Source organism: Altericroceibacterium indicum, assembly GCF_009828105.1.
Lineage (GTDB): Bacteria > Pseudomonadota > Alphaproteobacteria > Sphingomonadales > Sphingomonadaceae > Altericroceibacterium > Altericroceibacterium indicum.
In genome coordinates, this window is the sequence record NZ_WTYQ01000001.1 from 36,660 (window position 1) to 54,348 (window position 17,689).

Below are 17,689 nucleotides of genomic sequence, written 5' to 3' on the forward strand. Positions count from 1 at the left end.
GACAGACCAATGCTAGGCCGGACCGCGCACAGCATCTTCTGGATGTATCGTTACCTCGAAAGAGCGGAAAACACAGCGCGCCTGCTTGAAGCCGGGCATCGCATGTCTCTGACGCGTGCAGAAGATGCGGCGAATGCCGAATGGCGATCTGTCATCACCACGCTCGGGATGCGCGGTGATTATGAACAGCATTTTGATGACTACACCGGCGCCCATGTTTGCGATTTTGTGTTGCGTTCCAAGCTCAACCCGCTTTCGGTGCTGACCATGCTGGAAAAAGCGCGCATGAACGCTCGTGCATCGCGTTCAGCCATTACCGGCGAAGTGTGGGAAGCGGTCAATGAAGGCTGGATGGTCCTCAGCGATATGCTGGCCAGGCAGGTGAAGGAAAGTGATCTTGGCACAGTATTGGCGAGTATCCGCCGCCAGTCCACGCTGGTTCGCGGGGCTACGCATGGCTCCATGCTGCGCAACGAGATTTACTCCTTTGCACGCACCGGCACATTCATCGAACGGGCGGATAGCACTGCGCGTATTCTGGATGTGAAATATTACCTGCTGCTGCCATCGCTTGCGCATGTCGGTACGGTGCTGGACACCAGCCAGTGGGACAATGTGCTTCAATCGCTGTCGGGTGAACGGGCCTATCGCTGGCTTAACTCTGGTCGGATGGATTCACGCTCCATCGCCGATTTTCTGATTCTCGACCCGCGCTTTCCGCGCAGTCTGGCGTTTTGTTATTCCGCTTTGCGGGAAAATCTTTCAGCGCTGGCGCAATTGCATGGCGAAGAGACGGATGCCCATGTGGCGATGAGAGCGGCAGAAATGGCGCTCAGCGACCGCCGGATCGAGGATATTTTCGATCAGGGGCTACATGAATTTCTTATCGAATTTATCGCTTCGAACCAGACGATTTCCAACACCATTGCTGAGGCTTACCGCTTTACCGCCTGAAGGAGTGCAATCGACCAATCCATGCGCCTGTCTGTCCGCCATACCACCCGCTATCGCTTCGCTGGCCCTGTGAATTACGGGGTGCAACGATTGCGCCTGACCCCGAAAGAGACGCAGGGGCAGAAGATTCTGAACTGGCAGATGGAGTATGAAGGGGCGCAGGAAGAACTGGTCTATGATGATCAGAACCACAACAGTGTCACGCTGATCTCAGCTTTTGAAGGGGCTGAGGAGATTGTCATTACTTGCCACGGTGAAGTGGAGACAGAAGATCATGCTGGTTTGATCGGCCATCATGCGGGGCATTTGCCCTTGTGGTCATTTCTTGGCTTTACCCCGCTCACGCAGCCAGGCCCGCAGATCAAGGCGCTGATCGCCAAGGTTGCCCGCAGCGAAGATGGGATGGTCAGCACATTGCACAACCTTTCCGATGTCATTCGCCAGAGCGTGAAATATGAAACGGGCACCACTGAAGTGACGACAACGGCGGAAGAAGCCGTGGGCCATGGGCAAGGTGTATGTCAGGACCATGCGCATATTTTCATTGCTGCGGCGAGGTCTTTGGATATTCCGGCACGGTATGTGAGCGGCTATCTCATGATGGATGACCGGATCAATCAGGAAGCGACTCACGCCTGGGCAGAGGCCTATGTGCAGAATCTGGGCTGGGTGGGCTTTGATATTTCCAACGGAATCAGCCCGGACCCACGCTATGTCCGGGTCGCTACAGGCCGCGATTATCGTGATGCTGCCCCCATCACCGGCATTAGCTACGGCGCGTCTACCAGGGATCTTAATGTCAATCTGGCGGTAGAACAAAAAGCCGTGGAGCAGTAAGGGCTGACCGAGGGTGGAAATATTGCCGCGATGATGCCGCCCCGGCAGTGAGGAAGTTTACATGACATATTGCGTAGGGCTGTCGCTTGATAAAGGTCTCGTGCTGATGAGCGATACGAGAACCAATTCCGGCGTCGATAATATCTCTGTGTTCCGCAAGATGTTTCATTGGTCCGTGCCCGGTGACCGGGTGATCACGCTGATGACGGCGGGCAATCTGGCCACCACACAGGCTGTGATCAGCCAATTGGAAGAACGCTCCAAGGCATTGGAAGATCGCCAGAATTCTCTGCTTGAACTTCCTTCCATGTATCGTGTTGCGGTGGAGGTTGGGCGCCTGCTGCGATCCACTGTGCGCGAAACACAGAATGAGAATGGCAATTCGGGCAAGGGGCGTTTTACCGCCTCGATCATCCTTGCAGGGCAGATCAAGGGCATGGAGCCGCGCCTGTTCATGATCTATCCTGAAGGCAATTTCATCGAAGCCAGCAGCGACACGCCGTTCTTCCAGATTGGTGAAACCAAATATGGCCGACCGATCATCCTGCGCGCTTATGATCCCAAGATGAGTTTTGAAGAGGCGGTAAAGCTGTTAATGGTCAGCTTTGATTCCACCTTGAAAGCCAATCTCTCTGTCGGCCTGCCGATGGATCTCATGGTGATCGAACGTGACAGATTTGAACCGAAATATGAACGCCGGATTGAATATGGCGATCCCTATTTTGAAACCATATCGTCGGGCTGGGGCGATGCTCTAAAAGATGCGTTTCAGGCGCTTCCCAGCTTCACTTTTGAAGAGTGAAATTTATAAAAATTAAGTAATAACACGTATTTACTTGTTAATAGGCAATTTGCCGGAGCGTGTGATTACTCAAGACCGTATCCAATATGGAGGGTTTTGAGAGTAGCGTTTTGGTGGCAAATCCCAATTAATGAATTGTTAACCATTCATTTCGGCGGAATGCTTCGGTGCACCGGCCACTATCTCGCTGCACATTCTACGCATGGAACAGCGACTGACGATCCATTTTGTCGATAATGACAGCCGGGCCAGGGCGGAAAAGGCACGTATCGCATATGCTTCGGGGCACCATGCTGAAGTATATTCCGATTTACAGGAATTGATCACCATTAAACCAAATAGCGGGATTTTGATGGTGGTTGACCGGATCATCTCAGGTGATCCCGAGGGGGTCATGACACGTTTGGGGGAGGCAGGAATTTCGCTCCCACTCGTGGTGACATCTGAACAACCTACGGTGGAACATGTAGTCCACACGATGAAGGCGGGGGCGCTGGATTATCTGAAAACCCCATTTACCCAGCCACAATTTGACAGTGTCATGGCATCTATCGCTCGGGAAGCCGAAGCGCATATGGAGGCGCGCCGAACCTTGATTGAAGCGCGTCAGCGGATTTCAAATCTCAGCAAACGGGAACGTGAAGTTCTGGACTGGCTGGCAGAAGGAAATTCCAACAAGGCCATCGCCAGAGCGCTCAATATCAGTCCACGGACGGTGGAAATTCACCGCGCCAATATGATGGAAAAATTGGGCACGCATCATTCGGCGGAAGCCGTGCGCTTGCGGATTGAAGCGCAATTGGAAGAAAATGCCGCCCGTCAGGGGGAAGAAGAACTGCCGCCACAGGTTACAGCCGTTCGGCGGACCAGTGATCGCTCGGTTTTTGCCAGATAGGCTGAAATCTGTTGGGGCTTGTAAAGTGGGCGCATTGGGAGCGCGCTCAGATGGTGGGGGGGCAGAGCCATAGGGCATTGAGAAGCAAGCAAGAGAGACATGCCAGGAACAATGCCTGGCCGCCCACAGGGTTCTCTTTCAGGGTGTTCAACGGCAGTAGCTTTTGCCGTCAATCACCCGCTCTACGTGGAAGTGATCTTTATGCGCGGCATTATAATCCGGGCCGAGAACGGTGGCGAAGCGTTTGCAGGCGCTTTTATGTACGACGCGGAGGAACTTGCGTTCGTCTGCAGTGCCGCCGTCCCAATCCTGTTTGACGCTGATCCGTCGCCCGTCGGTGAGCACGAAACCGGAAATGTCGATCGCTTGGGCCGTGGCATGAGCAGAGCGCCGATTGCTGCCAGCCACGTTACGGCAGGAATAGCTGCCAAAGGTCTCGATCCGGGCAATCGGCGCGCCAAGAATCGCTCTTGCGGCACGATCTACGCCGTAATGCGCCCAGCCGGCAAAGGCGGTGGCAACGGGGCAGGTAACGGGTCCGATATTGGCAACGCCCAGGGCAGATTTGTCAGAATAAACCGCAGACAGTTGCACCGTGTTGAGGTTGGAACAGCCTGAGCCATAATATTTATCAGGCAAGGGTTTAAAGCTGGCTTGTGTCAAACCCAATTCGTTGAGGCATTGGCCTGCTGCCGGGGAGTGTGAGATCGGTGCTTCCGCCCGCTGCGGCGCTTTCGCACCATTTGATGGGCCACCGCTATTTGATGGCATGATGGAGCAACCCGTCAGGGCGATAGCTGCAACGAGGGGAGGTATTGGGCGCAACATACTGATTGTTTAGCGGCTCATGCTTAACGCCTCACTAACAAAGTTGCTGGTGAGGCTCACTATGTCATCTGAAATATGAAACCTCTGATCGTGGTAACACATAACAACAGTTGACTTGGCACTGCGCATCTTTATTGCGGCGAGCGGGCCACGCGGTCCCAACGCCGCGCGTGCTCTCTGTGAGGAGAGTCTTAAATGACTGAATTAAACGTACCCGCGCGCAAACCTGCGCGTCCGCATTTCTCGTCCGGCCCCTGTGCGAAACCGCCAGGCTGGTCCCCCGAAAAACTGAACACTGAAAGCCTCGGTCGCTCGCATCGCAGCAAGATCGGCAAGTCGCGCCTTGCCTATTGCATCGATCTGATGCGCGAAGTGCTGCAGGTGCCAGAGACCCACAAGATCGGCATTGTCCCCGGTTCCGATACCGGCGCGGTTGAAATGGCGATGTGGTCGATGCTCGGCGCAAAGCCTGTGACAACGATTGCGTGGGAAAGCTTCGGTGACGGTTGGGTTACGGATGCGGTCAAGCAATTGAAGCTCGACCCGACAGTTATCAAAGCCGATTACGGCCAGCTTCCTGATCTGGATCAGGTCGATTGGTCCAATGATGTGATCTTCACCTGGAATGGCACCACCTCAGGTGTGCGCGTGCCCAATGGTGACTGGATTTCTGACAGCCGCGAAGGCCTGTGCATCGCTGATGCCACCAGCGCCGTTTTCGCGCAGGATATTGACTGGAACAAGGTCGATGTCCTCACTTTTTCCTGGCAGAAAGTGCTCGGCGGTGAAGGTGCGCATGGCGTGCTGATCCTCGGACCCCGCGCAGTTGAACGGCTCGAAACTTACACCCCTGAATGGCCACTTCCCAAGGTCTTCCGCATGACCAAGGGCGGCAAGCTGATTGAAGGTATCTTCAAGGGCGAAACCATCAACACCCCGTCCATGCTGGCGGTGGAAGATGCGATTTTTGCGCTGGAGTGGGGCAAGTCCCTGGGTGGCCTCGATGCGATGAAGGCTCGCGCCAATGCCAATGCGGCGGCGCTTGATGCCATTGTCGAGGAACGTGACTGGCTGGGCCATCTGGCTGCCGATCCTGCCTCGCGTTCCAACACCAGTGTCTGCCTGACGGTGGAAGGCGCGGATACCGATTTCATCAAGAAAATGGCTAAATTGCTTGAAGAGCAAGATGCAGCCTATGATGTTGCCGGTTATCGCGATGCCCCTGCCGGCCTGCGTATCTGGTGCGGCGCGACGGTCGATACGGCTGATGTCGAAGCGCTCGGCCCCTGGCTCGATTGGGCCTACGCCAGCGCGAAAGCCTAAGCGCTCGCAATCTCTATTTATGGTGCATCCCGGCTCTAGAGCCGGCCGGTTTTAAGCTGGGATGCCGCCCTTCCTTCGTTTCCGCGCCACAATGCGCAGGTCCCCGCAAATTATTCGGGTGATACGAATTTCAGGAATTTCTTATGACTAAGCCTAAAGTCCTTATTTCCGACAAGATGGACCCCAACGCCGCCAAGATCTTTGCCGATTCAGGCTGCGATGTTGATGTCAAAACGGGCATGACCCCGGAAGAATTGATCGCTGTTATCGGTGAATATGAAGGCCTTGCCATCCGTTCTTCCACCACAGTCACTAAGGAAGTGCTGGCTGCGGCGACCAATCTGAAGGTTATTGGCCGTGCGGGTATCGGTGTTGACAATGTCGATATTCCAGCCGCTTCTGCGCAAGGCGTGGTGGTGATGAATACGCCATTCGGCAATTCGATCACGACCGCTGAACATGCCATCGCAATGATTATGGCGCTGGCTCGCCAAATCCCGGAAGCCAATGAACTGACGCAAAAGGGCGAATGGCCCAAGAGCAAGTTCATGGGTGTCGAAGTCACCGGCAAGACGCTGGGTCTGATCGGTGCCGGTAATATCGGTTCGATCGTTGCCAGCCGTGCACAGGGCCTCAAGATGAAGGTTCTGGCCTATGACCCGTTCCTCACCGAAGAACGGGCCGTGGAACTGGGCATTGAAAAGGGTGATCTCGAAGCCGTCATCACGCGCGCTGATTTCATCACGTTGCACACTCCGCTGACCGATGAAACCCGCAATATTCTAAGTCGTGAACGTCTTGAAAAGACCAAGAAGGGCGTCCGTATTGTGAACTGCGCACGTGGCGGCCTGATCGACGAAGCAGCGCTCAAGGATCTGCTCGACAGCGGCCATATCGCTGGCGCGGCGCTGGACGTTTTCGCCAAGGAACCGGCCAAGGAAAGCCCACTGTTCGGCACGCCGAACTTCATCTGCACCCCGCATCTGGGTGCATCGACCACTGAGGCACAGGTCAATGTGGCGCTTCAGGTGGCTGAACAGATGAGCGATTATCTGCTGACCGGCGGCGTGACCAACGCACTCAACGTGCCATCACTGAGCGCTGAAGAAGCTCCCAAACTGAAGCCCTATATGGGTCTTGCGGAAAAGCTGGGTTCGCTGGTCGGCCAGCTTGCCCATGGGACACTGCCCAAGATCAGCATCGAAGTGGAAGGCGCTGCGGCCAAGCTCGATCAGAAGCCCATCACTTCGGCTGTGCTGGCAGGTGTGATGAAGCGCTATTCCTCCAGCGTGAACATGGTCAATGCGCCATATCTCGCCAAGGAACGTGGCATTGAAGTGAGCGAAGTGCGCAAGGAGCGTGAAAGCGTCTATCACACGTTGGTCCGCGTCACGGTGGAAACCAGCCAGGGTGATCGCTCTGTTGCAGGGTCGCTCTTCGGCAGCGGCGCACCGCGTCTTGTCAATATCTTCGGCATCGGGATCGAAGCTGATCTCGACGGCAACATGCTCTATATCGTGAATGACGATAAGCCCGGTTTCATCGGCCGTATCGGTTCACTTCTGGGTGAAAACGGCATCAATATCGGCACTTTCCATCTTGGCCGCCGTGAAGCGGGCGGTGAAGCGGTTCTGCTGCTGTCTGTCGATCAGCCGATCCCGGAAGATCTGGTGGACAAGGCTGCTGCCCTTGAAGGCGTGAAGCTGGTGAAGCCGCTCGCTTTTTGAGCCTTTGGCTGGAATGTAATGTCACTCGGGGCGCGGAAGGCAACTTTCGCGCCCCGTTTAGATTGGGGCCTAAGCTCTTTCGCCGGGCGCCTAATCATGCCATGGCGCTGCCCGTCGCTCGGGCCTTCGTGTCCGGCTCCGAAATTTGTGAAGCGGAACAATGACAGATTCGATCAACGACCTCCTCCCCGAAGGCCTGCAAGACCGTTTGCCACCGCTGGCGGGTCAGGCTGCCCATATCGCCCGTGCTATGCTCGATAATATGGACAGCCACGGCTATGACCGGGTCCATCCGCCTTTGATCGAATTTGAACAATCGCTTGCCGGGCGGATGGACGGGGTGCAGCCGCGCCAGATGTTCCGCTTTGTCGATCCGCGCAGCTTGCGGATGCTGGCGCTGCGTTCTGATATGACGGTGCAGATTGGCCGCATCGCTGCCACTGGCCTTGCTGACGCGCCGCGCCCTTTGCGCCTGTGCTACGCTGGCCCGGTTGCGCGGATGACGGGCGACCAGCTCGACCCATCGCGCGAGAATATGCAATTGGGTGCAGAGCTGATCGGCTCTGACACTGTGGCGGCTGCCGCTGAAATGGTATGTCTGGCGATTGATGCGCTGAAAGCTGCCGGGGCCACCGGGATTTCGGTCGATTTCACTCTGCCTGATCTGGTGGACACACTGGCCCGCGAAGCTCTGCCACTGGCGCCTGAACAGGTTGACGCGGTGCGCCGGGAGTTGGACGCGAAGGACGCCGGCGGCCTGCGTGATGCAGGCGGTGAAGCTTATGTGCCGCTGCTGTATGCCACTGGCCCGTTCGATGAAGCGATTGAAAAGCTCGCTGCGATTGATGCTGGTGGCACGCTGGCCACGCGGATCACGGCACTGCGCCAGATTGCGGCACAGGCGGCGGGCAAGGCACGGCTGACGCTAGACCCGTCAGAGCGCCATGGTTTTGAATATCAGAGCTGGTTTGGTTTCACGCTCTATGCCGATGGCGTGCGCGGCGTGATGGGGCGGGGCGGCACCTATCATATCAAGGGCAAGGAAGAACCGGCCACCGGCTTCTCGCTCTATCCTGAACAATTGGCTGATGCACAGGGATTGAGCGCAGACATTCGCCCCAAGCTGTTCCTGCCCATCGGGCATGACCGGGATGTTGCCGCTGCTTTGCGCGCTGAAGGCTGGCGCACGCTGGCGGCGCTTGATGCAGGTGATGATGCGGCAAAGCTTGGCTGCACGCACCGGCTGGATGGAACAGTGCCCGCTCCCTTGTGAAGCGGGCACCTGTCCGATTTACCAAGCTACGCCCCGATCAGGAGCCGGCGTTGACTTCGAGCGGATGCGGGCCAGTGCGGCCATCGGGATCATCCATTGTGTCGATCCGGTTCATCTGATCGTCATTCAGGGAAAAGTCGGTCGCGTCGAAATTGCCGGAGATGTGATCGCGTGATGTGGCCTTGGGAATTGGGGCCAGCCCGTGCTGTATATGCCAGCGCAGCACCACGGCGGAAGGCTCACGGCCCACTTCCTTGGCAATCCCGGCGATAATCGGATCATCAAAGCTTGCGCCCCGGCCAAGCGGGGACCAGCTCTGCGTGACGATGCCCTTTTCCTGATGATAATCCTGCAATTCGCGCTGCTGGAAAGTCGGGTGCAATTCGATCTGGTTGACCGCCGGCGTCACCCCGGTTTCAGCAATGATCCGATCGAGATGTTCGGGCAGAAAGTTTGACACGCCGATGGACTTGGCCAGCCCCGCTTCGCGCATCGCGATCAGCGCCTGCCATGTTTCGACATAGCGATCATCATCCGGGCAGGGCCAATGGATGAGGAACAAATCCACCGCATCCCGGCCCAACCGATCAAGGCTGCGCTTGAAAGCATCATGGGCCTTCTCTGCGCCCTGATCGGCGTTCCAGAGCTTCGTTGTCAGCCAGATGTCAGGCGCATCGGTCAGGGCTTTGCCCACCCCTTCTTCATTGTCATAGAAACTGGCGGTATCCACCAATTGATAGCCCTCGTCCAAAGCGATGGAGATCGGCTCACCAACTTTATCGTTGTCCAGCTTGTAAGTGCCGAAGCCCAATTGCGGCATAGTGCGCCCATCGTTGAGGGTGAGCATGGGGGAGGCGGGGCTATCTGTATCAGTCATCACGGTCCTTTTGGGGTTTGCGTGGGGCTTTGTGTACCTACGCATGGAACGCAAGGGCGTGCCATCAGGAGGGAAATTGTCCCCTAACAAGGCGGCGCGATGGATGAAATGTTTGTGGTGGGGGGTGGTGTTTAGGGGGAGCTTCAATCAGAAGTTCTATTAGCGGCGAATTATGGGTCGGGAGGGGCCGGCGGGTTCCGCGCGACTGACAAAGGATAAACGACCTACCGCTTCCAGTCATCCTTTAGTGTCGTCAGACCCATTTCCATTATTAGACTGGGTCTAGCGTTCTGCCTCCGGAGCCGTTCTTCCGCGTGCACGGCCAGGGGAAGATAAATCATAGCTGCGCGGGCGATCTTCAGAAGACGCAAGGACTTGGCCGCGAAGTCCATGACGTCAATCGAATATCCAACCCCTGCTGTGATTGGGTCGGAAAGCCCCATACGCTCGTAATGGATTTGCAGATATTTATGCTCGAGATGGTTGCGGATGATGAAGATTTCGCGCGCATCGGGAGTGGTGACGCGCTGCAATCGCTCGTCGAATAGATCCTTGGACAGCCAGAACAGTCCACGCAGTGGCCAGTTAGCATAAGTTTCAAACCGCGAATTTAGCCTACTCTCGCCGCTCGTATCATCGTACCAAACGCTGCGGAATCCCACGCGGTGTTTCTTTAGGCCTAGCTGCCAGTAGATGTTGATGAAGTACCCCACTTTGTCGAGAATCGAATAGGCTAGCCGGAAAGAGGTCCGCAACTTTTCCGTCGCGATCGAGAAGCTGGGATAATCGAGCGTATTGTGCAGTAGCACCCGGCGATCGGCGAAATGCACACTATCTTCAGGTTGACCTTCATACAGAAGCAGCCTGGCAAAGGCATATTCCTGTTTCATCTGATTATAAAGCCCGATGATCGCTGGCATGCCGGGCTCGTCAATTTCAGTCCAGAGCGTGGGAAGCATCAGCGGATCGCAGGCGGCCACCTGATGGGTGACCAGATCGTTAAGAGGATTGATGAATAGGCGCCGATCTAGTGACCAGCGACGATAGGATTTCTCTTCGTGACTGCGGCCGAGGGAAGCGCCTTTGGGATTGAGCTCGGTGGCAATAGCCGTCATGTCGAGCAATTCGGCGATTTCGCAGGCCTGTCTCCGGAATCCATCGGCCACGCTGGTGGGGTAGTCGCTATCCCAGAAGACGCCATCGGCGCTTGCGGCAGCGAAAGCGTCATGCGCGGCAACCGTCAATCTTTCGAAGTCCGATCCGTCCTCGCAGGCCCGGCCGTAATACTTGAGCCCTAAACCGCGACTGCCAAGCGCTATGGCGAAGTTCGGTATGATCGCGAGCGCATTGTCCCACAGTTCGATTGCTTCGATGAAGCGTCCAACTTCGTTGAGCCTAATACCGAGGTTAGTAAGGATTTGGCAGCGGCGAACTTTGTTTAACTTGCTGAAACCATCGTGATTGCAGGCCAGCGACAGCGACAGGATTTGTTCTTGCCAATTCGCCCGCTCCCAAGAGTCTGAGTCAGACTGAGGGTCGTGACGATGCTTAGTTTTCCAAGCATTGGCGCGAAAATAGTGCAGGAGAGCTTGGTCTTCCGGCAAAAGTTTCCGCCGCTCAATTTCGCTTAGCATGCTGAATGCGCGTTTGATGCCAGCTATCGAACCAATCTCGCCGGAGAAGTCGATTAACTCTGCCACGCATTTCAGTGCCGTGGCGTCAGACATTTCGCTTATGGGAGCCCTGATGAGCTTTTGGACCACGGCCTCTAGGGAAGAATCGGACATGTAGTAATTCTCGATGGTCTCAACGTGACAATCGTCAATACATGCTATCAAGGAGGCGCAGCAAGCACGCTATGACAATAGACATTCGCCCTCGCAAAGTTAGCAGCAAGCGCTGACTTTTCAGTCCGTATCAGCGCGTCCTTTTACAGGTTCAGGGAACGACAGCGAATGGATGCCCCCTTCTTGGTGCAATAATTTAGCATGTGAACAGCCGGATTTGGGGCGTAAAGCTGCTGTTAGGCCTGACATACAGAATTCTCTTCACTGAAAAGCATGAAGCCCACCCGTAAAGCCCCCCACCAACCATCTACCCAAACCACCCTCTCTTCACCAACTTCACCTTGACAGGCGCGCGGGGGAGGGCCTACCCGGCGCTCCGAATTTCCGGGCTTTGATGCCCCCTTGTTCCCGCCCCTGTGCCGAGTCCCGTCGAAGGGCGCAGCGGGTTCTCCTTGGCGGGGTGGAGGAATCTATCCATGGCTAATGTTACCGTGATCGGCGCCCAATGGGGTGACGAAGGCAAAGGCAAGATTGTCGATTGGCTCGCTGCGCGTGCCGATGTGGTGGTGCGCTTCCAGGGCGGCCATAATGCGGGCCACACGCTGGTGGTGGGTGATACGACCTACAAGCTCTCTTTGCTGCCATCGGGCATTGTCACCGGCACGCTGTCGCTGGTGGGCAATGGGGTGGTGCTCGACCCGTGGGCGCTGCGCGATGAAATGACGCGGCTGAAGGCACAGGGCGTGTCGATCACGGCGGCCAATTTCGGCGTGGCGGATAATTGCCCGCTGATCCTCCCGCTGCACCGCGATCTAGATGGTCTGCGCGAAGCTGCGGCTGGCAAGGGCAAGATCGGCACGACAGGGCGCGGCATTGGCCCGGCTTATGAAGATAAGGTCGGCCGCCGCGCGATCCGTGTTTGCGACCTGGCTCATCTCGATGCGCTGGAACCTCAGCTTGACCGGCTTTGCGCGCATCACGATGCCTTGCGCGCCGGTTTTGGTGAACCGCCGGTGGACCGCGAAAAGCTCATCGCGGAACTGAAGGAAATCGCGCCTTTCGTCCTCGAATTTGCGCAACCTGTGTGGAAGCGCTTGCGTGATGTGAAGAAGGAAGGGGCCAAGATCCTGTTCGAAGGCGCGCAAGGCGTGCTGCTCGATGTTGACCATGGCACCTATCCCTTCGTCACCAGCTCCAACACGGTCAGCGGCACCGTCGCTTCGGGGTCTGGGCTTGGGCCAAATTCTGCCGGTTTCGTGCTCGGCATTGTGAAAGCCTACACCACCCGCGTGGGGTCCGGCCCGTTCCCGACCGAACTGGAAGATGAAGTCGGCCAGCGGCTGGGCGAAAAGGGCCATGAATTTGGCACCGTCACCGCGCGCAAACGCCGCTGCGGCTGGTTCGATGCGGTGCTGGTGCGCCAGAGCTGCGCGATCTCCGGCGTGACCGGCATTGCGCTGACCAAGCTCGACGTGCTCGACGGGTTTGAAACGATCAAGATTTGCACCGGCTATAAGCTGCGTGGTGAAGTGATCGATTATCTCCCCTCCCACGCTGCCGATCAGGCTGCGGTCGAACCGATCTATGAAGAGATCGAAGGCTGGAGCGATACAACAGCAGGGGCCAGAAGCTGGGCTGAATTACCTGCTCAGGCGATCAAATATATCCGCCGGATCGAAGAATTGATCGATTGCCCAGTGGCCAGCGTTTCGACCAGCCCGGAACGTGATGACACGATTTTGGTGCGCGATCCTTTCGCGGATTGATGGATAGACAAGCGCGGCGGATGGTCTGCCGCGCTTGTCCTGTGTTTGGGCGCCTTTGTGATGCCTTTATGTGCTTTTGGGGCCTGCTAGGTTCTTTTCAGCACACCCTATAGCTCTCAAAAATTGCTGATTTCAGGGTCCGGGCGGTGCGCTGGGGATGCAGCTATGCTGTGTTTGAAGGTTGATTTCAGTCTTTCAATGGGGTTTTGGAGAATTACAGAATCCAAACCCGTGCAGAAATGAAAACAAAATAAGCGTATAAGAAACATAGCAAGAACAAACTTGACTTGATCCGTATTTGTACTCATCCTGTTCTCATGGATCAGGGGGAGTAAATCATGCTTCAGACCGACTTTAATTATCGCCAAAACAATGACTTAGGCGAAGCCACACTGTCCGTTTCCGTCTACGCCAATCGCGCCCATATCCGCGACATAATGCGCGAAGATGTTGAATCTGCAGGATTTTTTCTATGCGAAGCCACTGGCACTGATGCTCTGTTGGCCGACCCTGATCGAATACTCAGCGATGTAATCCTCCTAGATTATCCGCAATGCGATGCGCAAGGAATGGCGGAACTCTGCCATTTTGACATGCTGGCAGCGCGCAAAGGCTCCCGCATAATCCTCTCCACAACTGTCGATGCCCTCGACGCAGTTTTTGGCAGTTTTACGCAGGCTGAGGCGCAATTTCTCGTCAATCCGTCCCGCGCAGATCGGGTGATTGCTTTAGGCCAATTGCTGGCGGAAGTGCCGGGTGCAAGGGTGAGAGAATTGTCCGAGGAGGACCGGCTGGCCCTTCTGCGAATGACCGAACAGGTTAATCACATTGCCCGCAAAATTGACGGTTTAGGCCGTCAGGATGTTTCAGGAAATAGTGACCGGATAAGTGCTTTCTCATTTGGAAAACAAGATGATACACGGCCTTGTCATGAGGGTGATCGAATGTTCCGTTCGACCCGACCACCGCTGCCTGATCCCCGCCTTGTTCGCCAGATTATTCGCCAACGGCAATTGCGCGGCCGGTTTTTCGATTCCGATCTTTTCGCCGATCCAGCGTGGGATATTCTGCTCGATCTGACGGCAGCAAGGGCAGAACATTCTCGTGTTTCGGTTACGTCTCTTTGTATTGCATCAGGCGTGCCGCCTACCACGGCCTTGCGCTGGATTAGCCAGATGACCGAGGCGGAATTGCTGCAAAGGGTGGAAGATGAAACTGATCGCCGTCGGGCTTTCATCGTTCTGACTGACAAAGCAGCCGACGCGATGGCGCATTATTTTCATCAAGTCGGAAAGGATGTGATGCAGTTGCTTTAAAGTTGCTGCATGATCAGTCATGCTGGTCAAAGGCAGTTTGCAGGGAGGTCATGTCACGATGCCCTTCTGCGATGAGCAGTTGCAGTAAAATCCTCGCTTTTTGGGGGTTGTAGGCTCTTGCAGCAACGAAGCCAAAGGCGTCGTCATTAACTTCAACATTACGGTCGACCAGTCCGTCATCCACACGGCTTGCTCTTACAACAGGGATACCTGCTTCCACGGCTTCAGCCAATGCTGCGATAATTGCGGTGGGGGCATTGCCTTGTCCCAAACCTGCGATCACAACCCCCTCGGGTCTGGTTGATAGTATCGCATCCACTGGCTGCCGATCCATACCGGCGTGAAGATACAAAATATCCACACGGGGGAGGCTCTGGGGGAAACTATTGCGCGCGGTTGTTTCCATGCGATGGGGGGGCATAAACCAGTCCAGAGAGGATGGCGTCACCGTGCCTAAAGGCCCCCGGGGGAAGCTTCCAAATGCACTGACGCCCTGAGTTGCTGTTTTTCGGATGTCTCGTGCCGTGTGAACTTCGTCACCCATAACGACCATAACTCCGCGCTGCGCTGAATTGGTATCAGCTACTACGCGCAAGGCATTGGCAAGATTGCGCAAGGCATCGCTACCCAATGTGTCGCTTGTCCGCATCGCACCAACGAGAACAATTGGTTTTGGAGTGGTCAGCGTTCTATCGAGCAGCAAAGCGGTTTCCTCAGCCGTATCTGTTCCATGCGTTATTATGATGCCGGAGACAGTATCGTCATTCATCGCTTCCAGAACGGCTTTGTGCAGCGCCTGCCATTGCTCCCAGCCGATGTCTTGAGACCCGACGGATGAGATATCACGCGTTTCAACAGACCAGGACAGCCCCGCTTTTGCGATTTCATTGAGTAAAGGTGCAATGCCCATCTCGCCTGCTGTATAGGCTTTGCCCGAGAGAGAGGCTGCGCGCCCTGCGATCGTGCCGCCGCAAGACAGAATCCTGATATGTCCGATGCTCATTACGCCCGCTTAGCAGCCTGCCAAGAGCGGAGGAAGAGGTGAGCTGTTCCGAAGCGGTTCAACCCTATGCTGACGATCCCTTACTCAGTATTATTGCGGGTAGTTTTGGAGGTTAAAGGCAGGAAAAATAACACCTTCCAATCATATGATGAGAATATGATGGAGGATAATGAATGTGGTTTGACGGAACATCTCAGGCAACGAGAGTCTGCTTGCAAGGGCGACATGATGAGTGCTGATGCCGTCAAAACCGTACCGATCAACTGTACGCAATACGCTCAGCGGATCCGCGATCTTGAAGCGAAGTTGAAGAACGAAAAGCACGCGCGGCATCGGGCTGAAACGCTTGCCGAAACAGGTTTGCAAGAACTTCGTGAAAGCCAAAAGCGGTTGGCGCTGCTCCAGATTGTCACGGAAGGAGCAAACCGTTCATCAGATGTGAGCGCCTCTTTGAAACTCGCGCTTTCAGAGATATGTGAGCAGATGGGGTGGGCATTTGGTTGCGCCTATCTGGTGGAGAGAAGTGGCCTTGAAGCGGTAGGCTGCGACATCTGGTATGCCCGTGATCCGCAGAAACTTGCGCCGATGATTGAGCTTTCACGCAAGGCTCATTTCAGTGTTGGTGAGAGCATTCCGGGCCTAGCTCTGTCTGCTCGTGCACCAGTGATCATTAACCACCCATCGGCAAACCCCAAGCTGCTGCGGTTTTCAGCTGCTCGGCAATGCGGCCTTGTGGCGGCTTGCGCATTTCCGATCTGGACGGGTGAAGAAATAGCGGCCGTTATTGAATTTTCGTCCTTCGATACGATAGGTAAAGCACCAGAAACGATCAATCTTATACAGCAGATCGGAACGCAACTCGGCAGAGTGATTGAGCGTGAGAGAAGTCGCCAGATATTGCTGCGGGAGGCCCTGCACGATCCGCTGACCGGGCTTGCCAATCGCCTTCAATTCTCGCGCAAAGGAGAGCAGGCTTTTGCTGCATTACGTCGGGACCGAAAGGGGTTGGCAGTTATTGCCATCGATCTTGATGGCTTTAAGGCCATTAACGATTGCCATGGCCATGCTGCTGGTGATGCTGTGTTGGTGCAAATTGCCCGCAGCTTGCAGTGCGTATCGGCCGATTGGCAATCTGCATTGAAAATTACAGGCAAAGCGGTTGAGCTTTTGCCTGCACGGATTGGTGGAGACGAGTTTGTCATTATGATTCGAGGTGATGTTGGCCAAGAAGATTTGGCTGCGTTTGCAACCTTGATCCATGATCGTCTCAGAACCAGTCACGGGGCTTGCGATGCTGTCCATATGGCGCTTGGTACATCCATCGGAATCGCTCAGATTGGAACAGGTCATGTCGAATTTGAGCAACTCTTGCGCGATGCTGACCTTGCTATGTATCAAGGCAAAGCCGATGGCGGCGGGCAAGCTGTTTTTTTTACGGTCCAGCTCGGCAATGACGTGCGGGAAAGTCGGCAGTTATTGGCTGAGCTGCAACAGGCACCTGAATTGAACCAGCTCATATTGTATTATCAACCGATTGTTGATGTTGCCTGTCCCAGTCGGATCATCGGTTTTGAAGCGCTGGTAAGATGGGATCATCCTGTCCGGGGGCTGCTCGAACCTGGGGCGTTCATTCCTGTTGCTGAGGCAGGCGGGGTGATCGGTTCTATAGGCGGTTGGGTATTGGAAGAAGCGATTTGCTGCTTGCGGCGCTTTCAGGAAGAATTACCTGAAGAGCTACAGCCGGTGATCAGTGTTAATATTGCCGCAGCGCAATTTCTTGATGCTGGATTCGAAAATAAAGTTATCCAGCTTTTGCGCGATAATTGCGTACATCAGTCTGCTTTGACGCTGGAAGTCACCGAGAGTGTCGCCTTGGTCGACCCGGCCAGAACTGCGCGCGTGCTGAATCGACTGCGCAAATCGGGTGTCCGAACAAGCCTTGATGACTTTGGTACCGGCTATTCATCGTTGAGCTATCTTAAAAATCTGCCGTTCGATACGATCAAGATCGATCGCTCCTTTATTCAAGCGCTTGCAAATACGGGGTGTCGGAGCATCGTGCGTGCAATCCTTGATATTGCGGACAGTATGAATCTCAAGGTGGTCGCCGAAGGAATCGAAACTACGCAGCAATGTGAAACAGTACGCCTGATGGGGGTGGAGATGGGGCAAGGCTATCTGTTTGGTCGCCCAATGCCAGAACGCATGGCAATTGAATTGCTGACAGGTGGTCAAATACCGGATGCGAGTCTTCGCTACGGATAGACGGAATCGGAAATCCAAATTAAAGCGGTGGCTTAT

14 protein-coding genes are annotated in these 17,689 nt (G+C 55.4%); 10 read left to right on the forward strand and 4 right to left on the reverse strand.

The window, feature by feature from the left end:
- Positions 1–9: 9 nt before the first annotated feature.
- The 4 genes from GRI39_RS00165 (at position 10) to GRI39_RS00180 (ending at position 3,488) form a co-directional block, all read left to right on the forward strand.
- Positions 10–954: an alpha-E domain-containing protein gene (locus GRI39_RS00165; RefSeq protein WP_160737701.1), complete on the forward strand. Its 945-nt coding sequence runs from the start codon at positions 10–12 to the stop codon at positions 952–954.
- A gap of 21 nt (positions 955–975) precedes the next feature.
- Positions 976–1,791: a transglutaminase family protein gene (locus tag GRI39_RS00170; protein ID WP_160737702.1), complete on the forward strand. Its 816-nt coding sequence runs from the start codon at positions 976–978 to the stop codon at positions 1,789–1,791.
- A 61-nt stretch (positions 1,792–1,852) separates the two neighbouring features.
- Positions 1,853–2,593, forward strand: a complete 741-nt coding sequence (locus GRI39_RS00175; RefSeq protein WP_160737703.1) for a proteasome-type protease — start codon at positions 1,853–1,855, stop codon at positions 2,591–2,593.
- Positions 2,594–2,795: 202 nt separating this feature from the next.
- Positions 2,796–3,488: a response regulator transcription factor gene (locus GRI39_RS00180; protein ID WP_160737704.1), complete on the forward strand. Its 693-nt coding sequence runs from the start codon at positions 2,796–2,798 to the stop codon at positions 3,486–3,488.
- Between the two features lie 147 nt (positions 3,489–3,635).
- On the opposite strand, the gene GRI39_RS00185 is transcribed toward GRI39_RS00180, so the two are convergent.
- Entirely contained in the window at positions 3,636–4,316 is a 681-nt protein-coding gene (locus tag GRI39_RS00185; RefSeq protein ID WP_160737705.1) for an extensin family protein, read from the reverse strand.
- A 195-nt stretch (positions 4,317–4,511) separates the two neighbouring features.
- Here GRI39_RS00185 and GRI39_RS00190 point away from each other — a divergent pair, with 195 nt between their 5' ends.
- The 3 genes from GRI39_RS00190 to GRI39_RS00200 all read left to right on the forward strand — a co-directional run bounded on the left by GRI39_RS00190 (position 4,512) and on the right by GRI39_RS00200 (position 8,639).
- Entirely contained in the window at positions 4,512–5,639 is a 1,128-nt protein-coding gene (locus GRI39_RS00190) for a phosphoserine transaminase (protein ID WP_160737706.1), read from the forward strand.
- Between the two features lie 143 nt (positions 5,640–5,782).
- Complete coding sequence (gene serA / locus GRI39_RS00195) at positions 5,783–7,366, forward strand: phosphoglycerate dehydrogenase (RefSeq protein WP_160737707.1); 1,584 nt, start codon at positions 5,783–5,785, stop codon at positions 7,364–7,366.
- 160 nt (positions 7,367–7,526) lie between these two features.
- On the forward strand, positions 7,527–8,639 hold the full coding sequence (locus tag GRI39_RS00200) for an ATP phosphoribosyltransferase regulatory subunit (RefSeq protein WP_160737708.1): 1,113 nt from the start codon (positions 7,527–7,529) through the stop codon (positions 8,637–8,639).
- Positions 8,640–8,676: 37 nt separating this feature from the next.
- Here the strand turns inward: GRI39_RS00200 and GRI39_RS00205 are convergent, their stop codons facing one another.
- Both GRI39_RS00205 and GRI39_RS00210 read right to left on the reverse strand, forming a co-directional pair.
- Positions 8,677–9,516, reverse strand: a complete 840-nt coding sequence (locus GRI39_RS00205; protein ID WP_160737709.1) for an aldo/keto reductase — start codon at positions 9,514–9,516, stop codon at positions 8,677–8,679.
- 224 nt (positions 9,517–9,740) lie between these two features.
- Positions 9,741–11,303 carry an LA2681 family HEPN domain-containing protein gene (locus GRI39_RS00210; protein WP_160737710.1) on the reverse strand — a complete coding sequence of 521 codons (1,563 nt, stop codon included), beginning with the start codon at positions 11,301–11,303 and terminating at the stop codon, positions 9,741–9,743.
- Positions 11,304–11,779: 476 nt separating this feature from the next.
- Between GRI39_RS00210 and GRI39_RS00215 the strand changes: the two genes are divergently transcribed.
- Both GRI39_RS00215 and GRI39_RS00220 read left to right on the forward strand, forming a co-directional pair.
- Complete coding sequence (locus GRI39_RS00215) at positions 11,780–13,069, forward strand: adenylosuccinate synthase (protein ID WP_160737711.1); 1,290 nt, start codon at positions 11,780–11,782, stop codon at positions 13,067–13,069.
- Between the two features lie 338 nt (positions 13,070–13,407).
- Positions 13,408–14,385, forward strand: coding sequence for a winged helix DNA-binding protein (locus GRI39_RS00220; RefSeq protein ID WP_160737712.1), 978 nt, complete (start codon positions 13,408–13,410; stop codon positions 14,383–14,385).
- Between the two features lie 13 nt (positions 14,386–14,398).
- Here GRI39_RS00220 and GRI39_RS00225 read toward each other — a convergent pair whose 3' ends face one another.
- A complete protein-coding gene (locus GRI39_RS00225; RefSeq protein WP_160737713.1) occupies positions 14,399–15,388 on the reverse strand; it encodes an asparaginase in 990 nt (329 codons plus the stop codon).
- 66 nt (positions 15,389–15,454) lie between these two features.
- Between GRI39_RS00225 and GRI39_RS00230 the strand changes: the two genes are divergently transcribed.
- Complete coding sequence (locus tag GRI39_RS00230; RefSeq protein ID WP_160737714.1) at positions 15,455–17,653, forward strand: bifunctional diguanylate cyclase/phosphodiesterase; 2,199 nt, start codon at positions 15,455–15,457, stop codon at positions 17,651–17,653.
- The last annotated feature ends 36 nt before the right edge of the window (positions 17,654–17,689 follow it).